General features: G+C 38.5%; 20 protein-coding genes. 19 read left to right on the top strand and 1 reads right to left on the bottom strand.

Annotated elements, in window-relative coordinates; translation table 11 throughout:
- Positions 1–222: 222 nt before the first annotated feature.
- From V7124_RS18085 to V7124_RS18045, 9 genes are all read left to right on the top strand, one after another.
- Positions 223–705 carry an RrF2 family transcriptional regulator gene (locus V7124_RS18085; protein WP_335420395.1) on the top strand — a complete coding sequence of 161 codons (483 nt, stop codon included), beginning with the start codon at positions 223–225 and terminating at the stop codon, positions 703–705.
- Positions 689–856 (top strand): YezD family protein, encoded by a 168-nt coding sequence (locus V7124_RS18080; protein WP_420489580.1) that lies wholly within the window; start codon positions 689–691, stop codon positions 854–856. The genes V7124_RS18085 and V7124_RS18080 overlap by 17 nt, the downstream gene beginning before the upstream one ends.
- Positions 857–978: 122 nt before the next feature.
- Complete coding sequence (locus V7124_RS18075) at positions 979–2,031, top strand: sulfate ABC transporter substrate-binding protein (protein WP_335491893.1); 1,053 nt, start codon at positions 979–981, stop codon at positions 2,029–2,031.
- 20 nt (positions 2,032–2,051) lie between these two features.
- Positions 2,052–2,885 (top strand): sulfate ABC transporter permease subunit CysT, encoded by an 834-nt coding sequence (gene cysT, locus V7124_RS18070; protein WP_335491891.1) that lies wholly within the window; start codon positions 2,052–2,054, stop codon positions 2,883–2,885.
- A 15-nt stretch (positions 2,886–2,900) separates the two neighbouring features.
- Positions 2,901–3,755, top strand: coding sequence for a sulfate ABC transporter permease subunit CysW (cysW, locus tag V7124_RS18065; protein WP_335491888.1), 855 nt, complete (start codon positions 2,901–2,903; stop codon positions 3,753–3,755).
- Between the two features lie 46 nt (positions 3,756–3,801).
- Positions 3,802–4,878 carry a sulfate/molybdate ABC transporter ATP-binding protein gene (locus V7124_RS18060; RefSeq protein WP_335491885.1) on the top strand — a complete coding sequence of 359 codons (1,077 nt, stop codon included), beginning with the start codon at positions 3,802–3,804 and terminating at the stop codon, positions 4,876–4,878.
- 137 nt (positions 4,879–5,015) lie between these two features.
- Positions 5,016–6,209 carry a MalY/PatB family protein gene (locus tag V7124_RS18055; protein WP_335491920.1) on the top strand — a complete coding sequence of 398 codons (1,194 nt, stop codon included), beginning with the start codon at positions 5,016–5,018 and terminating at the stop codon, positions 6,207–6,209.
- Between the two features lie 293 nt (positions 6,210–6,502).
- A complete protein-coding gene (locus V7124_RS18050; protein ID WP_335491881.1) occupies positions 6,503–8,680 on the top strand; it encodes a malate synthase G in 2,178 nt (725 codons plus the stop codon).
- Between the two features lie 63 nt (positions 8,681–8,743).
- Positions 8,744–9,511 carry an IclR family transcriptional regulator gene (locus tag V7124_RS18045; protein WP_335420417.1) on the top strand — a complete coding sequence of 256 codons (768 nt, stop codon included), beginning with the start codon at positions 8,744–8,746 and terminating at the stop codon, positions 9,509–9,511.
- 343 nt (positions 9,512–9,854) lie between these two features.
- Here the strand turns inward: V7124_RS18045 and V7124_RS18040 are convergent, their stop codons facing one another.
- A complete protein-coding gene (locus tag V7124_RS18040) occupies positions 9,855–10,844 on the bottom strand; it encodes an NADPH:quinone oxidoreductase family protein (RefSeq protein ID WP_335491876.1) in 990 nt (329 codons plus the stop codon).
- An 89-nt stretch (positions 10,845–10,933) separates the two neighbouring features.
- Here V7124_RS18040 and V7124_RS18035 point away from each other — a divergent pair, with 89 nt between their 5' ends.
- The 10 genes from V7124_RS18035 to V7124_RS17990 all read left to right on the top strand — a co-directional run bounded on the left by V7124_RS18035 (position 10,934) and on the right by V7124_RS17990 (position 23,794).
- Positions 10,934–12,481: an NAD(P)H-hydrate dehydratase gene (locus tag V7124_RS18035; protein WP_335491873.1), complete on the top strand. Its 1,548-nt coding sequence runs from the start codon at positions 10,934–10,936 to the stop codon at positions 12,479–12,481.
- Between the two features lie 113 nt (positions 12,482–12,594).
- Positions 12,595–13,515, top strand: a complete 921-nt coding sequence (locus V7124_RS18030; RefSeq protein WP_420489581.1) for a DUF1002 domain-containing protein — start codon at positions 12,595–12,597, stop codon at positions 13,513–13,515.
- A gap of 274 nt (positions 13,516–13,789) precedes the next feature.
- A complete protein-coding gene (gene ftsZ / locus V7124_RS18025; protein ID WP_335491869.1) occupies positions 13,790–14,932 on the top strand; it encodes a cell division protein FtsZ in 1,143 nt (380 codons plus the stop codon).
- Positions 14,933–15,105: 173 nt separating this feature from the next.
- On the top strand, positions 15,106–16,089 hold the full coding sequence (locus V7124_RS18020; RefSeq protein WP_335491867.1) for a proline dehydrogenase family protein: 984 nt from the start codon (positions 15,106–15,108) through the stop codon (positions 16,087–16,089).
- A 146-nt stretch (positions 16,090–16,235) separates the two neighbouring features.
- Positions 16,236–17,231, top strand: a complete 996-nt coding sequence (locus V7124_RS18015; protein WP_335491863.1) for a TAXI family TRAP transporter solute-binding subunit — start codon at positions 16,236–16,238, stop codon at positions 17,229–17,231.
- A 71-nt stretch (positions 17,232–17,302) separates the two neighbouring features.
- Complete coding sequence (locus V7124_RS18010; RefSeq protein ID WP_335491860.1) at positions 17,303–17,818, top strand: DUF1850 domain-containing protein; 516 nt, start codon at positions 17,303–17,305, stop codon at positions 17,816–17,818.
- Positions 17,805–19,760, top strand: a complete 1,956-nt coding sequence (locus V7124_RS18005) for a TRAP transporter permease (protein WP_335420029.1) — start codon at positions 17,805–17,807, stop codon at positions 19,758–19,760. Before V7124_RS18010 ends, V7124_RS18005 begins: the two co-directional genes overlap by 14 nt.
- Before the next feature lie 182 nt (positions 19,761–19,942).
- Complete coding sequence (locus V7124_RS18000) at positions 19,943–21,448, top strand: DHA2 family efflux MFS transporter permease subunit (RefSeq protein ID WP_335491857.1); 1,506 nt, start codon at positions 19,943–19,945, stop codon at positions 21,446–21,448.
- 200 nt (positions 21,449–21,648) lie between these two features.
- Entirely contained in the window at positions 21,649–22,980 is a 1,332-nt protein-coding gene (locus V7124_RS17995) for a TRAP transporter large permease subunit (protein WP_335491854.1), read from the top strand.
- Positions 22,981–23,215: 235 nt separating this feature from the next.
- The gene (locus V7124_RS17990) at positions 23,216–23,794 is read left to right on the top strand and encodes a DNA-3-methyladenine glycosylase I (protein ID WP_335420037.1); all 579 of its coding nucleotides are present in this window, start codon (positions 23,216–23,218) and stop codon (positions 23,792–23,794) included.
- The last annotated feature ends 4 nt before the right edge of the window (positions 23,795–23,798 follow it).

Here is a 23,798-nt window from a genome sequence, read left to right as displayed (position 1 = left end):
AATTTATAAGAAACATTCGTTTTGAAAATATTTTTAGATTTTTAAAAATATATATTGATTTTTTAGAAAATACCCACTATGATATGTTTTATAGTATTCCTATGGAGTTAATCGGAATTAAAAACTTGCTAGTTTAACAGCCATTAAGCTTACGAAAGCAAATGGAACATTTTATCAGCGAATGTTGACTGATTTACTCAACATTACATGAGGAGGTTTGGGATGAAGGTATCGAGTAAGGGTGAATATGCTCTACGATCGTTAATTCTACTGGGTAATCATAAAGGAAAGGTACTAGGAATCCAGGAAATTTCAGAAAAGACCCTTGTCAGTATTCATTACCTGGAACAAATCCTTCTTCAACTAAAAAAACTAGGCTATGTTGTCAGTAAACGTGGAGCAAAGGGTGGCTATTCGCTCCATAGAGAACCTGAAGATATAAATATAGGTGAAATAATTCGTGATTTGGAAGGTCCTTTGTCGCCAATGAGCTGTGCCTCTATTACTAAATACGAACCTTGTCCTTTAGAGGGGGGATGTCAGTTAAAGCCATTGTGGTCTTTAGTTCGAGATACAATTGCTTTTGTTTTGGAACGAACAACACTGGAGGATTTACTTTCGAATCGAATTTCAAAGCTAGAAGGAGAGGATATCATTGTCGTCAAAAGTGCGTCTGGATCAGCAGGTGATGGAAAAAATAGCTAATTTGTTAGAGGGTTTAGAATATGGAACGGTACAAATAACTGTACATGATTCACAAATAACCCAAATTGACCGTTTGGAAAAGCACCGATTGCCACTACAAAGTAAAGCTGGCGTTCAAACATTTCCGAGCAAACCAAAAGGTAAGATTTAAAATGAATATTTGCCGATCGGACTCCCGAAGGCCCTGTAGTTAACCGTGCATAATCCATGTACGTTCATTAAACTATTGGGCTTTTTTTAAAGCCTAAAAAAAGGGAAGAGGAGTCATAAAAAATGAAGAAAAAAAATTGTTTTATAATAATCTCACTAACTATCCTTTTATTTATTGCCGGGTGCTCTAATCAAAGTGCAACTACTGAGAAAGAAACTGCTGGAACAAAAGAAGAAGTAAAAAAAGAAATCGAACTATTAAATGTCTCATATGACCCGACAAGAGAATTTTATGAAGAATTCAACCAAAGCTTTGCTGCCTATTGGGAAAAAGAAAAAGGTCAAAAAGTAACGATTAATCAGTCACATGGAGGCTCTGGAAAACAGTCTCGGTCCGTTATTGATGGCTTAGAGGCTGATGTAGTTACATTGGCCCTGGCTTACGATATCGATGCGATTGCAGAATCAGGAAAGCTGTCTGAGGATTGGCAAGCGGAATTAGAAAGCAATAGCTCGCCTTACACTTCAACAATTGTTTTTCTTGTAAGAAAAGGTAACCCAAAAGGCATTAAAGACTGGGATGATCTAGTAAAGGTAGGAGTTTCGGTCATTACTCCAAATCCAAAAACTTCTGGTGGCGCAAGGTGGAATTACTTGGCTGCCTGGGGATATGCACTAGAGAAAAATAACGGTGATGAAGCAAAAGCAAAAGAATTTGTAACCAAACTTTTTAAAAATGTCCCTGTTCTAGATTCTGGTGCACGCGGTTCTACAACAACGTTTGTTGAAAGAGGTATTGGTGATGTATTAATCGCATGGGAAAATGAGGCTTACCTAGCTATAAACGAGTTAGGGAAGGACGAATTTGAAATAGTTAATCCATCCATCAGCATTCTTGCAGAGCCACCAGTTACGGTTGTCGACGAAACAGCTAAAAAACATGGAACAGAAGAGGTAGCAAAGGCATACCTTGAGTACCTGTATACTGAGGAAGGCCAGGAAATTGCTGCTAAGAACTACTACCGTCCACGTTCAGAAGATATTGTTAAAAAATATGAAGACCAATTTCCGAAAATCAACCTGTTCACCATAGATGAAGTTTTTGACGGCTGGAAAAATGCCCAAAAGACTCACTTTGACGACGGTGGAGTCTTTGATGAAATTTACAAACCGTAGGTAAAAAGGAGAGCTGTACTGTGTCTATAAAGAAAAAGCATCGGGTTTTGCCGGGATTTGGATTATCCATGGGGTACACGCTAATTTATCTTAGCCTAATCATCTTAATTCCAATTGCAGTTCTATTTTTAAAAGCATCTACGATCAGCCTGGCAGAATTTTGGGAAACAGTAACCGATGATAGAGTCGTAGCTTCATATAAATTAACGATTAATACTTCCTTCATCGCGGCGTTCGTTAATGCTGTTTTCGGGACACTTATCGCCTGGGTTTTAGTAAGATATGAATTTTATGGGAAACGGATTGTTGATGCAATGGTTGATCTGCCCTTTGCACTTCCGACTGCAGTGGCAGGTATCGCACTCACAACCATTTATGCTCCAAATGGATGGATCGGGCAATTCTTTGAATCGATGGGAATAAAGGTTGCTTTTACACCGTTCGGTATTATGATTGCATTAACCTTTATCGGACTTCCTTTCGTTGTTCGCTCTGTTCAGCCAGTATTGCAGGATTTGGATCAGCAATATGAAGAGGCTGCTGCAACCCTTGGTGCCAATTCAATACAGATATTTGCCAAAATAATCTTACCAGCAATTTTCCCGGCCATTATAACAGGCTTTGCCCTTGCTTTTGCAAGGGCATTAGGGGAATATGGCTCCGTCGTATTCATTTCAGGGAATATGCCAATGAAAACGGAAATTGTTCCACTGCTTATCATTACAAAATTAGAGCAATTCAATTATGCAGGAGCGGCGGCCATCGCTGTTGTTATGCTGGTATTTTCATTCGTTTTATTATTTGCAATCAATTTTTGGCAGTGGAAAACGACCAAAAAATATCAAGTGAGTTAGAGGAGATCGGGGAATATGATTGTTCGAGATACCACCATCCAAACAAAGGGGATAAAAGCCAATTCCCAGCCATCTTTATTAAAGAAATGGCTGCTGATTACGATCGCTCTCTGCTTTTTAGGAATATTTATACTGGTGCCATTAATCGCTGTATTTACAGAAGCGTTAAATAAAGGAATTCAGCTATACTTTGCGGCATTGACCGAAAGGGATGCCTTATCGGCTGTAAAATTGACGTTAATTACGGCTGCCATTACCATTCCCGTTAACACTATTTTTGGTGTATTGGCTGCTTGGGCTATCGCTAAGTTTGACTTTAAGGGAAAAAATATTCTGATTACCCTGATCGATATCCCATTTGCTGTTTCTCCTGTCATTGCTGGACTCGTTTTTGTTCTATTGTTCGGCTCTCAAGGATTACTGGGACCGTTTTTAGAGGAAAATAATATTAAGATTATTTTTGGAGTACCAGGAATAGTCCTAGCGACGATCTTTGTAACTTTTCCATTTGTGGTCAGAGAATTATTACCGGTTATGCAAGAACAAGGAACAGAAGAGGAACAGGCCTCAATCACGCTGGGAGCAAGTGGCTGGCAAATGTTTTTTCGTGTCACCTTACCAAATATAAAATGGGGCTTGCTGTATGGTGTTATTCTTTGCAATGCCCGTGCCATGGGGGAGTTCGGTGCAGTTTCGGTTGTTTCCGGCCACATTAGAGGATTAACCAATACGATACCTCTTCATGTAGAAATTTTATATAACGAATACAATTTCTCGGCAGCTTTTGCAGTGGCGTCCTTACTGGCACTTCTTGCTATCGTGACACTAATTTTAAAAAGCATCGTAGAGTGGAAAACAAAAAAACAATAAAAGCACTGTCAAAGATCATTTATCTTTGCAATGGGGGATTATTGATATGGGGATAACAATTAAGGAAGTATCTAAAGCATTTGGTACATTTGCTGCTGTCAAAAATGTGAATCTGGAAATTCCAAAAGGTGATTTTGTAGCCTTATTAGGGCCATCAGGTTCAGGTAAAACCACTCTCTTAAGAATGATTGCCGGTTTAGAGGGACTAGATTCCGGTACTATTTTTTTCGATGATACTGATTATACCTATAAACCGATAAAAGAGCGGAATGTAGGCTTTGTGTTCCAAAATTATGCATTATTCAAGCATATGACGATTTTTGAGAATATTGCCTTTGGTTTAAAGGTAAGACCGCGCAGATTGCGTCCTTCTAAAAATGAAATTGTTGACAAAGTGAATGAATTGTTAAAGCTCGTACAATTAGACTATCTTGCAACCCGCTATCCTTCCCAGTTATCCGGAGGCCAGAGACAGAGGATTGCCTTGGCAAGGGCGCTTGCGGTGGAGCCAGATGTCCTGCTCTTGGATGAACCCTTTGGGGCTTTGGATGCAAAGGTTCGTCAGGAGCTGTGGCACTGGTTAAGAGAAATCCATCAAAAGCTAAATATAACGACCATTTTTGTTACCCATGACCAAGAAGAGGCTTTAGAAATGGCTGATACTGTAGTGGTAATGAATCAAGGTAAAATTGAGCAGATTGGAACTCCTGAAGACGTGTATCAAAAGCCAGCGAATGCCTTTGTTTATAGCTTTTTAGGGAGAGTAAACGAATTCCAAGGCGCAGCTCTATCAGATGATTTTGCAGAAAAAATTGGGTATATAAGACCTCATGAGATTGTTTTGCGAAAAATTTCACAAGGGAACAGTATATCATCAGTAGTTTCACACATTCATATAATTGGTGCTACCGTTAGATTTGAATTAAGACGACAGGATACAGACGATCTATTTGAAGCAGAGATGAGTATCGATCAATATCAACAAATTACACCTATAAAAAAAGGAGATATCCTTTATGCGGAGTTTAAAAATATCGTAGTATTTGATACGAATTCAGCAAATGAAATGGCTCCTGCAGAAAAAGGTGGGATTAGAACGGCGTTAAAAAGCAAATTAATATAGAGGGAGATGGTGCTAGGAAATCCTGGCACTATTTTGTATTTTCAGGTGAAAGTTCGTTATAATTGTATTATTAATATAAAAAGCAAAATTTCATAGTATGCAGGAATTTGGAAATATCAATTGAAAGGATTGATCACATGAAATATAACTTTGATGAAATTGTTAATCGTAGAGGGACTTATTCCATAAAATGGGATGGGGGAGAACTTATAAAAAAAATGGGCCTAACGGATCGATATGATGAGGAGACAATTCCGTTATTTACCGCGGATATGGATTTACCAGTACCCCAACCATTAATTGATGCATTACATAAGACTGTAGATCATCGGATTTTTGGTTATACCGTATTTCCGGATGAGTATTTTGAAGCGGTACAACATTGGTTCAAGAAGAGACATGATTGGGAGTTCAAGAAGGAAGATATCATTTATAGTCCAGGTACCGTCCATGCGTTGAATGTAGCTGTGAGGGCATTTACACAACCAGGAGACGGTATCATCATTCAACGGCCCGTATATCCCCCTTTTACATCGGCCATTGAGGCAAATGGGAGAACACTTTTAAATAATTCACTTATAAATGATGAGAATGGCTATTATTCGATTGATTTCGATGATTTCGAAGCAAAGGCAAAAGATGAAAAAACGAAAATGTTTATCCTTTGTAACCCGCACAATCCAACTGGAAGAGTATTTAACCAAGATGAACTTAGAAAACTTGCTACTATTTGTATGGAAAATAATGTACTGATTATTGCTGATGAGATTCACGGAGATCTAATTAGACAAAATCAAATCTTTATTCCTATCGCAAAAGCAGCACCCGAGTACACCGATCTTATCATTACTTTTACAGCTATTAACAAAACCTTTAATGTTGCTGGACTCCATTGTACGAATGTGATTATCACAAGTCCAGAGCTTCGAAAGACATTTAATGGTGTAATGGGAATGCATTTGCCATCCCCGTTTACCGTTTCCGCACTGATTGCAGTCTACCATGAGGGGGAAGATTGGTTGGAGCAGCTGAAAGAGTATATCGACGGAACTATAGAATGGGCAGTTAACTTCCTAGCGGAAAAGATGCCAAAAGTGAAGGTCAGGATTCCAGAAGGTACCTATATTATGTGGATGGACTTCAGCCAATATGGACTAACTCCAGAAGAAGTCCATGATCGGATTTATAACAAAGCAAATGTTTTACTGGAGGATGGAAAAATGTTTGGTGATGAAGGGTTGCATCACCAAAGAATCTGTATACCTTCTCCAAGACCAATGATTCAAGAAGCCTTTGCAAGAATATCAAGGGAATTTGAAGATTTAAAATAGTTTTTCGAAAGAATTTTAAGTGTGATAGCGAGGAGTGTAATAGATAATAGCAAAGTGCTAGCAATATGCTAATTACCGAATCGTCCAAGAAATGTCGCAATCAGAAGAATTTTGAAACCTCCTAATTGAAAAATTGGGAGGTTTATTAAATTTAATAAAAGTTTTCTAAATAGATTGACAATTATAATATGGAAAAATAAAATTAAGAAGAAAGTAATTTAACTGCAGATTGTTTTACAATAAAAGAGAAACAGTGTTTGTTATTACGCAACAAAATAATGGAGGTTGGACAAATGGTGAATTATGTAAAAATAGGAGATTTACAGGTTGCAAGTGAATTATATGATTTTATTAATTCTGAAGCATTACCAGGAAGTCAAGTTGACCAAGGCTCGTTTTGGGCAGGCTTTGAAAAAATCATCACCGATTTGACACCTAAAAATAAAGAATTGCTCGAGGTAAGGGACGAACTTCAAAAGAAAATTAATAAATGGCACCGTGAAAATAAAGAATTTAATTTTAATCGGTACAAAGAATTTTTGGAAGAAATTGGCTACCTTTTGCCAACTCCAGAGGATTTCACTATTACTACTGAAGATGCGGATGATGAGATTGCTGTTAAAGCAGGACCGCAATTAGTAGTGCCTGTTGATAATGCCCGTTACGCGATTAATGCAGCGAATGCACGCTGGGGAAGTTTGTACGATGCCTTATATGGAACAGATGTGATTAGTGAAGAGGGAGGAGTCCAGAATCAAGGTGGATATAACCCTGAACGTGGCGAAAAAGTAATTGCATTTGCTAGGGACTTTCTTGATAAGACTATTCCATTACAAGTGGGTTCCCATAAAGAAGCTATAAGCTATCAGGTTGACCAAGAAAGATTGCTGGTAACCTTAATAAATGGAAAAAAGGTTCGTTTGAAAGATGAAGATAAATTTGCAGGTTATCAAGGAGAAGCTGACGAACCTTTTGCAATCCTGCTGAAAAATAATGATAACTATTTTGAAATTCAGATTGACCGTGACCACCCGATTGGAACAACAGATGCAGCGGGTGTAAAAGATATTCTGCTTGAATCTGCTCTTACTTCGATAATGGATTGTGAAGATTCTGTTGCAGCGGTGGATGCCGAGGATAAGGCCCTCGTATATCGAAACTGGCTCGGCTTAAATAAAGGAGATTTATCTGCAACTTTTACAAAAGGAACGAAAACGGTAACCCGATCACTAAATCCTGACCGTAGCTACTTCTCACCGCAAGGGAATGAATTTACTTTGCCTGGCCGTGCTTTAATGCTCGTTCGAAATGTCGGTCATTTAATGACGAATAATGCTGTTCTTGATGGAAACGGAAATGAGGTTCAAGAGGGCATCATTGATGCTGTGATAACATCATTGTGTGCTAAACATTCAATAATTGGAAATACCACATTTGAAAATTCTACAAAAGGATCTATTTATATTGTGAAGCCAAAAATGCATGGTCCAGCGGAAGCTGCATTTGCAAATGAGCTTTTTAACCGGACGGAGGATTTATTAGGTTTGACAAGAAATACCCTTAAAATTGGTGTTATGGATGAAGAACGCCGTACATCGTTAAATTTAAGAGCGTGTATCCGAGAAGTAAAGGAACGGGTTGTATTTATTAACACTGGATTTCTTGACCGGACAGGCGATGAAATGCACACTTCTATGGAAGCAGGTGCAATGATACGCAAAAATGAGATGAAATCATCAATGTGGCTGCAAAGCTATGAAAAATCAAACGTATATAACGGGCTTGCCACAGGATTCCAAAATCGAGCGCAAATTGGTAAAGGTATGTGGGCAATGCCTGATTTAATGAAAGATATGCTCGAACAAAAAATCGGACATCTAAAAGCTGGAGGAAATACTGCCTGGGTACCATCGCCAACGGCTGCAACACTTCACGCATTACATTATCATCAAATAAATGTAAAAGAAGTACAAAAAAATTTACTAGAAAGCATTTCTGATTTGCGGGATGATATTTTACAAATCCCTGTTGCTGTAAATACAAATTGGAGTCAAGAAGAAATCCAAGCCGAACTTGATAACAATGCCCAAGGGATCCTTGGGTATGTAGTTAGATGGGTTGAGCAGGGAATTGGCTGTTCGAAGGTTCCAGATATTAATAATATTGCATTAATGGAAGACCGGGCCACTCTCCGTATTTCTAGCCAGCATGTGGCGAACTGGCTCCATCATGGGATCTGTACGAAGGAACAAGTGGTTGAAACTTTGGAGCGGATGGCTAAAGTAGTTGATGAACAAAATGCTGGGGATCCAGCATACAAACCTATGGCTTCAGATTTCAATCAATCTGTTGCGTTCAAAGCTGCTTGTGAACTAGTATTTAAAGGCTATGACCAGCCTAGTGGATATACTGAACCTATTTTGCATAGCCGCCGCTTAGAAGCAAAAACAAAATTTACTGTCAATAGCTAATCAATGAGACAGGGCATTTAGAGTAAATGCCCTGTCAAGGTTATACATAAGAGGTGAGCATGCTTGCATAGAGAAAATGTCGTGAAGTCAGTTAGCAGGGCACTGGATATAATTGCACTGGTAGCGACGAAAAAAGGCGGTCTAGGTGTGACTGAGATTGCTAATCAAATCGATATCAATAAAAGCTCCGTATTTCGAACCCTTGCAACACTTGTTCAATATGGCTATATTGAACAGGACTTTGAAACTCAGAAATACAAGCTAGGCTATAAGTTCCTAGATATAAGTTCAAAGCTGTTAGAATCGATTGATTTAAGAGCCGAAGCAAAGCCTTTTTTACAAGAACTAGAAAAAACGACGAATGAAGTGATTCATCTTGTTGTTTATGACCAGGGTGAGGTCGTTTATATTGAGAAATTAGAAGGAAATGAAACATTAAGAACACATTCAAAGGTTGGAAAAAGAGCTCCGATGCACTGTACGTCTGTTGGGAAAGCAATTCTAGCGCATTTACCTGATAAAGATGTTCTTGGAATCATTGATCAAAAAGGAATGCCTTATCATACTGATCATACAATTACAGAAGAAGAAGCTCTACTTGACGAGCTCAAACAGGTAAGACAAAGGGGATATTCATTAGACCTAGAAGAAAATGAATATGGAATTACCTGTATCGCTGCACCTGTTTTTGACCATTTAGGAAATGTTGTGGCGGCAGTAAGTATTTCGGGACCAACCACACGCATGAACACGGACAGATTGACTCAACTAGGACCGATAATGATTCAAACAACTCAACAATTATCTGTAAGGCTGGGATTTGTTAGGTAAAATTGGTTTGAAATGAGATAAATAGTCGTTTTAGTTGAAAAGTTACGAATTCACCATAAAGTTGGGCATCTGATTCCCGTTCAAGGGGAAAAACGTGGGGAGAGGGAATCAGAAGAGGCATCTGATTCCCGTTCAAGGCGAAAAACGTGGCAAGAGGGAATCAGAAGAGGCATCTGTTTCCCGTTCAAGGTGAAAAACGTGGCAAGAGGGAATCAGAAGAGGCATCTGATTCCCGTTCAAGGGGAAAAACGTGGGGAGAGGGAATCAGAAGAGGCATTTTAATTCTAGTTTTAAACTAAAGAAAAAAGCCGCAAACATGTAGTCCGTTTTGCGGCTTTTTCGATCATACTTTTACGATGAACCTTCCTCGTGCCTGCCCTTGTAATATGATAGGCAAGGTCTGTGGTATTTCTTCCAATCTGATTTCTTTGGAAATCAAACCTAGTACATCCGGTTTGAAATCGTCTGCCATTCTCTGCCAAAGCTGCTGGCGAACAGGCATTGGACAATTTACAGAATCTATCCCAAGAAGATTAATACCCCGAAGGATGAACGGGAACACAGTCGTAGGAACGTTACCACCACCTGTTAATCCACTGACGGCTACTGAACCATTGTAGTGGATTTTACTTAAAATAGCCGCAAGAGATTCTCCGCCAACAGGGTCTACGGCACCAGCCCAAAGCTGTTTATCTAATGCTTTAACCTTTCCGTTATAAACCTCATCCCGGGATACTACTTCATTTGCACCGAGTTTATGTAAATAATCATGTTCACTTGCTTTACCAGTGCTGGCAACAACCTCATAGCCTCGTTTTGCTAGGATGGCAACGGCGATACTTCCTACGCCACCGGTAGCCCCAGTAACCAGCACCTTACCTTTTTCAGGAGAGAGTCCATTTTCTTCTAGCCTCTGAACAGAAAGGGCTGCTGTTAACCCGGCGGTTCCATAGATCATTGCTTCTTTTAAAGTAAGGTTTTCAGGTAATGGTACAATCCAATCTGCAGGAATCCGTGCATATTCGCTGTAACCGCCATAATGAGAAACACCTATTTCGTAGCTGGTTGCAATGACTTGATCTCCCTCCGAGTAGCGAGGGTCTTCCGAGGAAACAACCACGCCTGCTAAGTCAATCCCTGGTACAAATGGGTAGGATCTGACAATCTTCCCTTCAGGAATACTAGCCAATCCATCTTTGTAATTAATGCCCGAATAGGCAACCTTGATTAACACCTCACCAGCTGGCAAAACATTATAAGAAATATTTTTAATCCCAACAGTGAAATCTGATTCTGTCTTATCAACGACTAAGGCTTTGAAATTTTCACTCACTAGAAAGACCTCCTTTTATTATTAAGATTTTCCATTTCCATCATACTACATTATTATTAAAGTATAGAACTCTAAATGGAGTGATTTTCATGTTTGCTGCAGGACAAAAGGATATGCAAAAAATGGATCAGTATACCATTGAAAAAATCGGTTTACCTGGTGTTGTGTTAATGGAAAATGCCGGGGCTATAGTAGTAGAGGAAATACTAAAAAGTACTGCAAGTAGAAATCCAAAAGTAATTGTACTAGCAGGAGGCGGTAATAATGGCGGAGACGGTTTCGTCATTGCCCGCAGGCTATTTGATCATGGACTACATCCACAGCTTTGGCTTTTAGTAGATCCTGAACGAATAAAAGGCGATGCGAGAAAACATTTAGATATTTATCTAAATAGGGGCTTACCCCTAAAACAATTTCAAGATTATAGTTTCGCAGAATTACAGGATGATTTATTTATGGCAGACATTATTATTGACTCAATTCTAGGAACGGGTGTAAATGGACCTGTTCGCGAACCATTAAAAGACGTTATTTCACTTGTTAATACATATGCTGATAAGAAACCGATCATTTCAGTTGATATTCCATCTGGGGTTAGCAGTGATACAGGTAAGGTTGAGGGAGTGGCCATCAAAGCATCAAAGACGATTACCTTTGTGTTCCCGAAAAAAGGCTTCTTTTTAAATGAAGGACCACAATATGTCGGTGATTGGAAGGCAGTAGATATTTCAGTGCCACCTTCGATTGTCAAAGACTTAGGACTTGATTTACCTAAGGTAATTACTGAACATTTGGCCAAAGCTGCTGTTCCCATCCGATCAAAGCATGGTCATAAGGGTACCTTTGGGCATGCTCTGATTTTAGGCGGTTCTCGGCAATTTGTCGGTGCCCCGATTTTCTCGGCAAAGGCGGCATTTCATTCAGGGGCTGGATTAGTCACCTTAGCTATCCCAGAAAGTATTTATCCAATAGCTGCTGCACAAAATCCAGAATCTTTATTTCTGCCTTTGACAGATCAAGATGGGCATTTTGCTGCAGCCGCAATTCAAGAGTTATCACATTCCCTCCATCAATTTGACGCGGTTGCGGTGGGACCAGGAATGAGTAGATTTCCTTGCGGGGAAGAGTGGATGAAATCACTCTTTGGTTATTTAACCGATCAGCATGTTGTCATTGATGCAGATGCACTTTACTTACTTCGAAATCAACTGGATTTGCTGAATAACTATACTGGTAAGATCATTATGACTCCACATCCAGGTGAAATGGCAAGGTTGTTGAATAAGACTGTCAAAGAAGTAGAAGAAAATCGACTTGAAATCGCAATTCAATTTGCCAAAGAACATTCTATCTACTTACTATTGAAAGGACATCGGTCTGTAATTGCAACACCGTCTGGGGAACTTTATATAAACACACATGGTCATGATGCACTCGGAAAAGGAGGAAGTGGTGACATTCTTACAGGCCTTATTGCGTCATTTCTTGCTCAGGGAGCTTCACCTTTAAATGCACTTATTGCTGCAAGTTATTTACATGCTCGTGCTGGTGAAGAAAAGGCAAAAAAATTATCCCACTATGGTGTTATGCCTTTTGATGTTATAGAAGGAGTAAAGGAGCTCCTAAATGAAATTTAGGCATGGTATGTTCGTTTGTTCATACACTATAATAATAGTTGAAACCTATTTATCAGGTTTTTCGTCTATTAAATTGAGGCAACTTAGATATTAGAGAAAAGGAGTGACATATTATGAATCAATTATTTAAATTCCCACTATTCGCTATTATTTTTGCATTGATTTTAACGGTAAGTAGTACAAGCATGGCTTTTGCCGATACGAATGATAAAAATGAAGAAAGCATCAACGAAAAGTTTGGGCTGCCGATTGTGGTATATGGGGAAGCATTGTCTGCTGCTCAAAAGGATGAAGTGAGAAAGCTTTTAAAAGTGACTGACACTAGCAAAGTAAAGGAGATTACTGTTTCTGGAGAGGACCTAGTTAAGTATATTAAAGGTGATCGCCACTCGAATATGTATTCCTCCGCTAAAATTACTAGAAAGGATTCAGGAGAGGGGCTGAGTATTAACCAGGTCACCCCAGAAAATATTACCGAAGTTACCGATGAAATGTATGCAAATGCCTTGCTGACGGCAGGGATTCAGGATGCAGTGGTAGATGTAGCTTCACCAGTAAAAGTCAGCGGACACTCAGCCTTGGTTGGGATTTATAAAGCATACGATGAAGGTGATGGTGCAACTCTCAATTTGGAGCGGACAGAGGTTGCCAATGAGGAATTGAACTTGGCTACCGATTTAGCTAAAAAAGAAGGACTGAATCAGGATAAAGTAAGTGAACTTTTAACAGAAATAAAAAAGGAAATAGCAGAGCAAAATCCAGTAACGAAAGAAGAACTAGCAGCTCTAATTGATGAAAAATTAAAATCGCTAGAAATCAACTTAAGTGCTGAAGATCGCCAGTTGTTAATAGATTTGTTTGAAAAAATGAGAAATCTAAATATAAACTTTGATAATGTTAAATCACAGCTTGAAAACCTTACCCAAGATATCCAGCAACGGATTGAGGAAGCAGTTGGTGATAAGAATTTTTTACAAAAAATAGCAGATTTTTTTAAAGAATTAATAGACAGCATTAAAAATATTTTTGCATAGTATTGGGCTCAGTCGCTGAACTGAGCCCTTTTTATGTAAAATAATTGATAAATAAAGAGGAATGACTACCGGACTATATAAATATCCCCAGTTTTTTGTTAAAATAGAATTTAAAGAAAAAAGTTTCGACAATATTCACAAAAATATGCTGTAGTTAGATTATAATTTATTATATCGATAAAAATCTGCAAAAAGCTTAAAAGTTTATATATTCACTTGAATTTTTAGAATAATGAGGCAATGAATATTGTGGGAGAGCAGGAGGAAATAGTTAATGTGGGATTTTGAAATGGATATAGATTCAGTAGCAAGAATAAAAGTGATAGGTGTTGGCGGTGGCGGGAATAATGCTGTAAACCGGATGATAGAAGACGGGGTCCAAGGTGTTGAATTTATTGCCGTAAATACGGATGCTCAAGCTCTTAAACTATCAAAAGCTGAAATTAAAATGCAAATTGGCGCAACCTTAACAAGAGGGTTAGGGGCAGGGGCGAATCCCGAGGTTGGGAGAAATGCCGTTGAAGAAAGTAAAAAGCAGCTCCAAGACGTCTTAAAAGGGGCAGATATGGTCTTTGTTACTGCCGGTATGGGCGGAGGAACTGGAACGGGCGCAGCACCTGCGATTGCACAAATCTCCCGTGATCTAGGTGCATTGACCATTGGTGTGGTAACACGTCCGTTTGGTTTTGAAGGTCGGAAACGTGCAACCAATGCAGCTGCTGGAATTGATTTAATGCGGCAAGCGGTGGACACGTTAATTATTGTTCCAAATGATCGTTTGCTACAGATCGTTGATAAGAAAACACCGATGATTCAAGCGTTCCGTGAGGCTGATAATGTTCTAAGGCAGGGTGTTCAAGGGATTTCCGATTTAATTGCTGTCCCTGGATTAATCAACCTCGATTTTGCAGATGTGAAAACAATTATGTCCAATCAAGGGACTGCTCTAATGGGTATTGGTCTTGCAAAAGGGAAGGATCGTGCAGTAGAAGCGGCAAAAAAGGCAATTTCTAGCCCTCTTTTAGAAACTTCAATTGATGGAGCCCAAGGTGTCCTAATGAACATCACTGGTGGCAGCAATTTAAGTCTTTATGAAGTCCAAGAGGCTGCCGATGTTGTTTCTTCGGCTGCTGACAAGGATTTAAATATGATCTTCGGTTCTATTATCAATGAGAACTATAAAGATGAAATTATGATTACCGTTATTGCAACTGGTTTTTCTGAAACAGTGTCTCCGGCTGCCACGAAATTAGCTAGTCCTAATAGGGATATTAATACTAGACAACAGTCACAAGGTATCACAAGACGCGATCAGGTTGTACCTGAAGATTCAATTCATAATCATGAGCGACCAAGACAACAAACAGATGATACACTTGATATTCCCACATTTTTGCGTAATCGAAATAGGAGATAAAGATAATCAGGACAGACTGCTGAGAAATATCTCAGCAGTCTTATTTGGCTAAACTTTTAAACCAATTCTATTAATCATCAAATTTCGACTATTAAATTAAAACTTTCAACAGAATATAAATCTTTTATGCTAAAATTATATTGAAATTACTACTACAGCAAGGGGTAATCGCTATGTTGAAAGATTTTTTTATTAGTTTATCTCAAAATCAATTCCTAAATAATGCTGCTAAAAAGTATGGTTTAAAAATGGGCGCACAAAATGTTGTTGCCGGTACAAACATCGATGAGGTTATGAAAAGTATTAAGGAGTTAAATGCACAGGGAATTTCTTGTACCGTTGATAATTTAGGTGAATTCGTTTTTAAAGAAAGAGAAGCAACAGAAGCGAAAGAACAAATTCTAAAAGTAATTGAAGCGATTCATGAGCATAAAGTCGATGCTCACATATCTTTAAAGCCTACTCAATTAGGGTTAGATATTGATTACAGTTTTTGCTTAAACAATTTACGAGAAATTGTTGATCGAGCAAACAACTATGGTATTTTTGTTAATATTGACATGGAAGACACAAGCCACCTTCAGCCTTCATTCGATGTCTTGGATGATTTGTCTAGGGAATATGACAATGTTGGAACCGTTATTCAAGCTTATTTACTACAAGCTGATCAATACCTTGAAAAATATAAAAACTATCGTTTACGTATCGTCAAAGGGGCCTATAAGGAACCAATTGAATGCGCTTACCAGAATAAACGAGATATCGATGCAAACTTTATCAAGCTCATCGAATGGCATCTATTAAATGGTAAATTTACTTCCATTGCCACCCACGATCACATGATCATCAACCATGTGAAGGACTTTGTAAAACGAAATAATATACCGAATGAACAATATGAGTTCCAAATGCTATACGGTTTTAGAAAAGAGCTTCAATTAAAATTAGCTAGCGAAGGCTATAACTTTTGTACCTATGTTCCTTTCGGAAATGACTGGTATGGATACTTTATGAGACGACTTGCGGAAAGACCACAGAACTTAAATCTTGTTGCTAAGCAAGTTTTTAACAAAAGAACCAACACGGTGATTGGTGTAGCTGCTGGGGCATTTTTGTTGGGCAGATTAACAAAGAATGCTAAAAAGAACCGAAAATAATTTTTTTGCCCTCTCTTTTGAGAGGGCTTTCATTTTGTTTATGGATAGGTCTAAAGAACTATTATTGAAAAAATTGACAAGTTTAATACTTTTGAATAATAAGTATGGATTGATGAACTAGATTTAATAAAAAGGGGGCAATTTTTATGAAAAAGAAAAGATTATACCTTTCGATGGTTTTTCTCTTAACACTATCGATGCTTCTTGCAGCTTGTGGAAAAAGTGAAGAATCAGGAGAAAAGCCTGGTAGTGGCGATAAGGAAGAGAAGCCAAAATTTATTAGTATTCTTACAGGAGGTACTGGTGGCACCTATTATCCATTGGGTGGATCGTTTGCAAAAATTATTCAAGATGCTACAGGCATTGATGCCAATGCTGAAACAAGTGGAGCATCGGCAGAAAATATGACTACGCTCAAAAATGGGGACGCTGAAATTGCTTTCTCGCAAACAGATATTGCCTCCTATGCGGTTGACGGTAAATTAATGTTTGAAAACAATAAGGTGGATAATGTTAAGGCGATAGCGACCTTGTATCCAGAAACCATCCAAATTGTAACGACAAAAGGGTCTGGTATTACATCGGTTGAAGATTTAAAAGGGAAAAAGGTGTCCGTAGGTGCACCTGGATCTGGAACGGTTGCCAATGCAGAACAAATCTTAGAAGTACATGGAATGACATTTGATGATATTGAGAAACAAGACTTATCCTTTGACGAGTCTACACAAGGAATCCAGGATGGGACGATTGACGCAGCCTTTGTAACGGCTGGAACTCCGACGGGTGCGGTTGAAAGTCTAGGTGCTACAGAGGATGTCGTTATTGTTCTGATTACACAGGACAAAATCGATGAGCTCATTAAAAAGTATCCTTTCTATGTTAAAGAAGAAATTCCTTCTGGAACATACGGATTAGAAGCTGCTGTAACTACCGTAGCGGTTCAAGCCATGCTAGTGGCAAATAGCAATCTATCAGAGGGTGTTGTTTATGACATTACGAAAGCAATCTTTGAAAACCTTGATAAAGTGACACATGCGAAAGGGAAATTAATTAAGGTAGAAAATGCTTTAAAAGGTGTTGGGATTGATGTTCATCCTGGGGCACAAAAATATTTTGATGAAAAGGGCGTCAAAGCGGAGTAAATCTTTACTGTCATTCAACTGTGGCCGGCTAAAACAAGAGCCGGCCTTCTCTTTTCGGGTGGGAGGGGTAAATGAGAAAGTTTCGACTATATCTATTAATTACAGTAATCATCAGCATTTCCTTGGTTTGCATACCTTATAAACAAGCCATTGTCTTCCAGCCAAATAATCGCAATGCTGACATAGCATACATCCCTACAAACAAGGAAACAAAATTTCAAATTAAATATACCCATTCCATACATTTATCAGATGTCGTTGAAAGTTACAAAATAACAACCGGTAAAAAAATTCAACAATATGAGCTGATGTATGAGGATTTTTCCATCGGTATGCCATCCAATGCTGAAAAAGGTGAAACGTTTGAGCAGATAAATGGCTCCTATTACATCAAAAATATGAAACGGATATTTCCTTTCTTTCACTTACGAATCGGACAGGTCCGTGCAAATCATACAATTATTTTTCAAAACGAGGAATATCCATTGTCACTATCAATAACGCCAGGAACATCTGTAAAAGTGGAAATTCGTAAATTGAACATTCTTGATCTTTGGAAAGGAGTGAATATCCTTGAGTCAATTTGAACAGGCTCTAACTGATGAGAAGCAGCAAGAACTTTTAGAGAAATATGATCCGGAAGCAGGAACTAGAAAACTAACCGGTGCAGCTGGCTGGATTGTATTTACCGGTTTATTACTGTTTTCATTATTTCACCTGTATACAGGAGTGTTCGGTATGCTGACTGCACAGCTTCAGCGCTCTGTCCATTTAGGATTTGCTCTATCACTTATATTCTTACTTTTTCCTGCCCGAAAGATCAATAGGGGAAAGGAATTTAAAGTTGTTTGGTATGATATCATTCTTGCAATTATTTCTATCGTTGTGGGTGCATACTGGCCAGTCATGATAGATGATTTAGTTTTGAGGGCTGGAAATGTTACTCAGGTTGATTTTTATGTCGGGCTTGCAGCTATCGTTTTGGTATTAGAAGCAACCCGTCGGACGGTAGGGCTGCCGATTACGATTATTGCCCTTGGTTTTATGATTTATGCGGTTTTTGGACCCTATATGCCGAGTGCTATTGCCCATCGGGGACTTGAATTAGATCGTTTGGTACAAACAATGTTTTTCACAACTGAAGGGATTCTTGGTACACCGATTGGCGTATCCTCAACCTTCATCTTTCTTTTTCTATTATTTGGCTCCTTTTTAATCAAAACAGGGGTTGGGGAGTATTTTAATGATTTATCGATTGCTATTGCCGGCAGGAGTGTGGGTGGTCCGGCTAAGGTTGCCGTTTTTTCAAGTGCTCTACAAGGTACGATTAGCGGCAGTTCAGTTGCGAATGTGGTAACATCGGGTGCTTTTACAATACCCATGATGAAAAACCTGGGCTATAAAAAGGAGTTTGCAGGTGCAGTAGAGGCATCTTCCTCCACAGGTGGACAGTTAATGCCGCCAATTATGGGAGCAGCAGCATTCTTAATGGTAGAATTTATTGGAGGTATCAGCTATTGGGAAATTGCCAAAGCAGCAGCGATACCAGCAGTTCTATATTTTTCAGGTATTTGGATCATGACTCATTTCGAGGCGAAGCGAATTGGTCTTCGCGGGTTAACAAAGGAAGAAATGCCAAGTAAAAGAGAAGTTCTAGGTAAACTCTATTTATTACTTCCTATTATTGCTATTGTTCTTTTGTTAAGTTCAGGAATGAGTGTCATTCGTGCAGCACTTTGGTCGATTGTTATAACGGTTGTGGTAAGTGCGTTGAAAAAAAATACGAGAATTGGATTTAAAGGAATCATTGATGCATTGGTAGATGGAGCCAGGTCCGCATTAGGTGTTGCTGCAGCCTGTGCGGCAGCAGGGATCATTGTTGGTGTAGTAACAAAGACAGGCCTAGGATTAAAAATGGCAAATGGACTCCTAGATTTTGCTGGCGGGGCATTACTGCCAACTTTGTTTTTAACCATGATAGCTTCGTTGATATTAGGAATGGGGTCTCCCACTACAGCTAATTACGTCATCACCTCAACGATTGCGGCTCCAGCCATCATATTATTAGGTGTTCCAGATTTATCAGCTCACTTGTTTGTTTTCTATTTTGGAATTGTAGCTGATATTACTCCTCCTGTTGCATTAGCTGCATTTGCAGCAGCTGCGATTTCTGGAGGCGAGCCATTTCGAACAGGGGTGGAATCAACTAAGCTTGCCATTTCCGCATTTATTATCCCTTATATGTTTGTTTTGTCTCCGGAATTATTGATGATTGATACAACATGGACTTATTTGATTTGGGTTGTGTTCACTGCATTTACAGGTATGATTGCGATTAGTGCTGGAGTAATTGGGTTTTGGATGCGAAAATTACATTGGATTGAAAGGGTTGCAGCATTAGCTGCAGGATTATGTTTAATTTATCCAGAAAAAATTACTGACATGATAGGATTAGTATTATTCTCTATTTTACTAGCTTTGCAGTATTTTTATAAACGGGACAATACGCCACAAGTTCTAAAGAATTGATAACATGATAAAACTCGGGACTCTTTAAAAGAGATCTCGAGTTTTGTCTTTTTACTTCCGCCATCCGCTAGTATCTACTACAGACAATGCTCATTGAAATTTATCTAAACGTAGTTTATCATGGATTTCATGTATGAATTTACCAATATATATCAACAGGATACTTCAGGGGGAAGACACGAATGGAACAATCCATAAAAAATACAAACTCACCACCTTACGGAATTATTGCTGTTCTTATGATAGGAGCATTTATTTCTTTCTTAAATAACACTTTATTAAATGTTGCCTTGCCGTCCATGATGGAGGACTTAAATGTAGATACAGCAACTATTCAGTGGCTGACTACTGGATTTATGCTGGTTAATGGGATCATGATTCCTTCTACGGCCTTCCTCATACAAAAATACTCGGTACGCCGGTTATTTTTAGTTGCGATGGGATTATTCACTGCAGGAACCATTATCGCTGGGGTCGCTCATGTATTCCCGATATTATTAGCTGCACGAATGGTACAGGCTTCGGGTTCGGCTATTATGATGCCGCTGTTAATGAATGTGATGTTAGTTAGCTTTCCAATTGAAAAAAGGGGGACTGCGATGGGGGTATTTGGATTAATCCTCATGTTTGCACCCGCCATAGGCCCAACGTTATCCGGCTGGATTATTGAACATTATCATTGGAGAATGCTTTTCAATTTCGTAACGCCGATTGCCGTAGTCATTCTTTTGACAGGATTCTTTAAACTTAAAGATAAAAAAGAGAAAGTCGATATTAAACTTGATTTCTTTTCACTTTTACTATCAAGCATAGGTTTTGGAGGACTGCTCTATGGTTTTAGTTCAGCTGGAAGTAAAGGCTGGGACAGCCCGCAAGTTTATGTAACAATCATAATCGGGGTTGCTTCGTTGGTATGGTTTATCTTGCGACAATTAAACCAAGAAAAACCAATGCTAAATTTTAGGATTTTTAAATATAATATGTTTGCCCTGTCATCAGCTATCTCAGCTATTGTAAATATTGCCATGTTTTCTGGTTTTCTGCTACTCCCTATATATGTTCAAACTATCCGTGGCATATCCCCGATGGATGCGGGCTTAATGTTATTGCCTGGAGCCATTATTAATGCTCTAATGTCACCTGTTATTGGAAGGTTGTTTGACAAATTTGGCGGGCGGATTTTAGCATTAGTAGGCTTGTTTATTACCACAGTCACAACTTATTTCTTCAGCCTATTATCATTTGAAACAACCTATATGTCTTTAGTGATTTTACACGCTATTCGAATGTTTGGAATGTCAATGGTATTTATGCCTGTATCTACGAATGGATTAAATCAACTACCCAAAAGGTTTTATCCTCATGGGACTGCGATGAACAATACACTGCAGCAGGTGGCAGCTGCTGTCGGTACGGGTCTATTAATCACTCTCATGTCTAATCGTTCCGCATCCTATGGAAAAGAGCTAACACAATCCACTTTGCAAAATATGGCCGAACAGCCCACCACTTCTGCATTAGCAGAAATAAAACAGCAAATAGCAACGAAAGCAACGTTAGAAGGGATAAACTTTACCTTCTTAATATCGGCGATTATCATTGGTGTTGCATTAATTCTAGCTTTCTTTATCAAACGTGCTTCTCCTGCAGAAGATAATAGGGAAGAAGTCCTATTGAAAAGTAGGTAGCACCAAAAACGAAACGGGGAGAATCGTAGATTACGGTTGCCCTTTTTTTGTCTGTGAAAATTGTTATTATTTGAAGAAGGTTATTTAAAAATAATTGTAATATCCAATTATAAGGTCTACTATTAATATCAAAAAATATTTTAATTGAAATAAAAAGGAACTTATACTTCTTTTTACTTTTTTTAACAGGGAGTGACAGCATGAGAAGTTATCTCATTATTGGGATGTGTGTGATATTTTTAATTCAATATTTTTTAAAGTTACAGTGGCTGGAATATACCGTTGTTACTCTATCATTGCTTGCATTCTTAGGTAGTACCTTGAAGGCAGATAAGTTTCCTCGCTGGCTAGGAATCATTATGATGACTGCAGGCTTATTGATTGAGTGGAACAAAGATACCGGAATAGAAGGAATCAGTGAAGGAATATTCCTAATTCTCCCTTTACTAAGTCTAATCACACTTTCCCCGCTGTTGTCAATTCCACTTAGATTGGGGGGCTACTTCAATTCCATCTCTGTCTTGTTACGTAATCTATTGTTACATCCTAAAAAGTTATATGCTGGTATTTCCGGCACATTATTTTTATTAACACCAATCTTAAACTTGGGTTCAGTAAGAATCATAAACGAATTTTTAGAGGAGTTAAAACTTCCGTCCGCATTGTCTGCTAAGGGCTATATAGTTGGTTTTGCTACTGCAGTCATTTGGTCTCCATACTTTGCATCGGTATCACTAGTCTTGCTTTACTTAAACATACCGTACAAGGATTATATTATCTACGGAATTGGATTCTCGCTACTGTCTCTCGCTATTGGTAACGTTTTGTTTGCAATCTGGGAAAAAAGACACCCGCTCACAAAAGAAGCAGGAGTTAAGGTACCCTTAGAAAAACAACATCAAAAACAACTTGTAAAATTGGTGTTTTTTGTTATCCTGCTGATTGGTTCATGCTTAGTTTTTGAGCATATCACTAACTGGTCGATGATTGTAATCGTTTGCCTTGTTTCAATTATCATTCCTCTTATATTTGGAATTGTATCCAAACGCTGGTATGAGCTTATTCCGAGATTAGTAGATTTTCGTGATCGAACCGTTTCGATGTTAAACAATGAAATCATGCTCTTTATGAGTGCCGGGATGTTAGCCTTTGCGATGAAAGGGACGGCTGCGGCAAATGGAGTTAGCGATTTTCTAACTACTCTTGCTCACCAATCGGTTCTGTTATTTGCCATTGCAGTTATGGTAATTGTATTATGTATCACCTATATCGGAATCCACCAAATTGCAGCGGTAGGGGCATTGGCCATGCAATTAAATGCTGTAGAATTAGGAATTAGTAATATCAGCCTGGCACTGTTGCTGTTATTAACTTGGTCGATTTCTACAGCACTGAGTCCATTCTCTGGTTTAAACTTAATGGTAAGTCGGATTGCAGGTGTATCAGGCGTTCAAACAGGACTCCGCTATAACGGATTGCACTTGTTTATTATTGCGGTCATTGGGATTGGGGTTATTTCTGTTATTGGATAATATGAAAAACTAATTTAGTAGAGCCTTCATTAGATGAAGCCTTGAAATCAGGTGAAGCTAATTAGCCTTTGCTACGGAAAGCATTTGCCGAATAATAAAAAGTGAAAATGTATAGATATTTTCAGGGAGGCTGTCGAGCTATTCGGCAACTTTTTTATTTAAATAGGTTCCCACTATGTATTATAATCAATTAGTCACATGGTTAGTAATTATGGCCAAATTGGAGGTTAATACGATGAAGAGATGTGGTTGGGTTAATCAAGATCCTTTATATATTGAGTATCATGATCATGAGTGGGGAGTACCAGTATATGATGATCGATTGTTATTTGAGTATTTAATTCTAGAAGGGGCCCAAGCAGGTTTAAGCTGGTATACGATTTTGAAGAAAAGAGAAAATTACCGCAAGGCATTTGACAATTTTGATGTAAAAAAAATCGTTTTGTATGATGAAAAGAAAATTGCTGAACTTTTACAAAATGAAGGGATTGTTAGAAACAAACTAAAAATAAATTCAGTTATCATCAATGCACATGCATTCCTAAAAGTGGTAGAAGAATTTGGATCCTTCAACAAATATATATGGTCGTTTGTAGGCGGAAAAACCATACATAATCATTTTAAAGATTTATCAGAAGTACCAGCAACAACTGAAATTAGCGATCGTCTAAGCAAGGATTTAAAGAAACGTGGCTTTAAATTCGTTGGGTCAACGATTTGCTATGCCTTTATGCAGGCGACCGGAATGGTAAATGACCATGTAGAATCATGTTTTTGTTATAAAACAACTCATCAGCTGAAATCAACTAAATAAAGAT

Origin of the sequence: Neobacillus niacini, from assembly GCF_036961885.1 — a bacterium.
GTDB classification, from domain to species: Bacteria; Bacillota; Bacilli; order Bacillales; family Cytobacillaceae; genus Neobacillus; species Neobacillus niacini_H.
This window is presented reverse-complemented; position numbering and strand designations above follow the sequence as displayed.

Coding starts and splice junctions, on each gene's coding strand:
- V7124_RS18085 (WP_335420395.1), top strand. CDS start 223: ATGAAGGTATCGAGTAAGGGTGAATATGCTCTACGATCGTTAATTCTA.
- V7124_RS18080 (WP_420489580.1), top strand. CDS start 689: ATGGAAAAAATAGCTAATTTGTTAGAGGGTTTAGAATATGGAACGGTA.
- V7124_RS18075 (WP_335491893.1), top strand. CDS start 979: ATGAAGAAAAAAAATTGTTTTATAATAATCTCACTAACTATCCTTTTA.
- cysW (WP_335491888.1), top strand. CDS start 2,901: ATGATTGTTCGAGATACCACCATCCAAACAAAGGGGATAAAAGCCAAT.
- V7124_RS18060 (WP_335491885.1), top strand. CDS start 3,802: ATGGGGATAACAATTAAGGAAGTATCTAAAGCATTTGGTACATTTGCT.
- V7124_RS18055 (WP_335491920.1), top strand. CDS start 5,016: ATGAAATATAACTTTGATGAAATTGTTAATCGTAGAGGGACTTATTCC.
- V7124_RS18050 (WP_335491881.1), top strand. CDS start 6,503: ATGGTGAATTATGTAAAAATAGGAGATTTACAGGTTGCAAGTGAATTA.
- V7124_RS18035 (WP_335491873.1), top strand. CDS start 10,934: ATGTTTGCTGCAGGACAAAAGGATATGCAAAAAATGGATCAGTATACC.
- V7124_RS18030 (WP_420489581.1), top strand. CDS start 12,595: ATGAATCAATTATTTAAATTCCCACTATTCGCTATTATTTTTGCATTG.
- ftsZ (WP_335491869.1), top strand. CDS start 13,790: ATGTGGGATTTTGAAATGGATATAGATTCAGTAGCAAGAATAAAAGTG.
- V7124_RS18020 (WP_335491867.1), top strand. CDS start 15,106: ATGTTGAAAGATTTTTTTATTAGTTTATCTCAAAATCAATTCCTAAAT.
- V7124_RS18015 (WP_335491863.1), top strand. CDS start 16,236: ATGAAAAAGAAAAGATTATACCTTTCGATGGTTTTTCTCTTAACACTA.
- V7124_RS18010 (WP_335491860.1), top strand. CDS start 17,303: ATGAGAAAGTTTCGACTATATCTATTAATTACAGTAATCATCAGCATT.
- V7124_RS18000 (WP_335491857.1), top strand. CDS start 19,943: ATGGAACAATCCATAAAAAATACAAACTCACCACCTTACGGAATTATT.
- V7124_RS17995 (WP_335491854.1), top strand. CDS start 21,649: ATGAGAAGTTATCTCATTATTGGGATGTGTGTGATATTTTTAATTCAA.
- V7124_RS17990 (WP_335420037.1), top strand. CDS start 23,216: ATGAAGAGATGTGGTTGGGTTAATCAAGATCCTTTATATATTGAGTAT.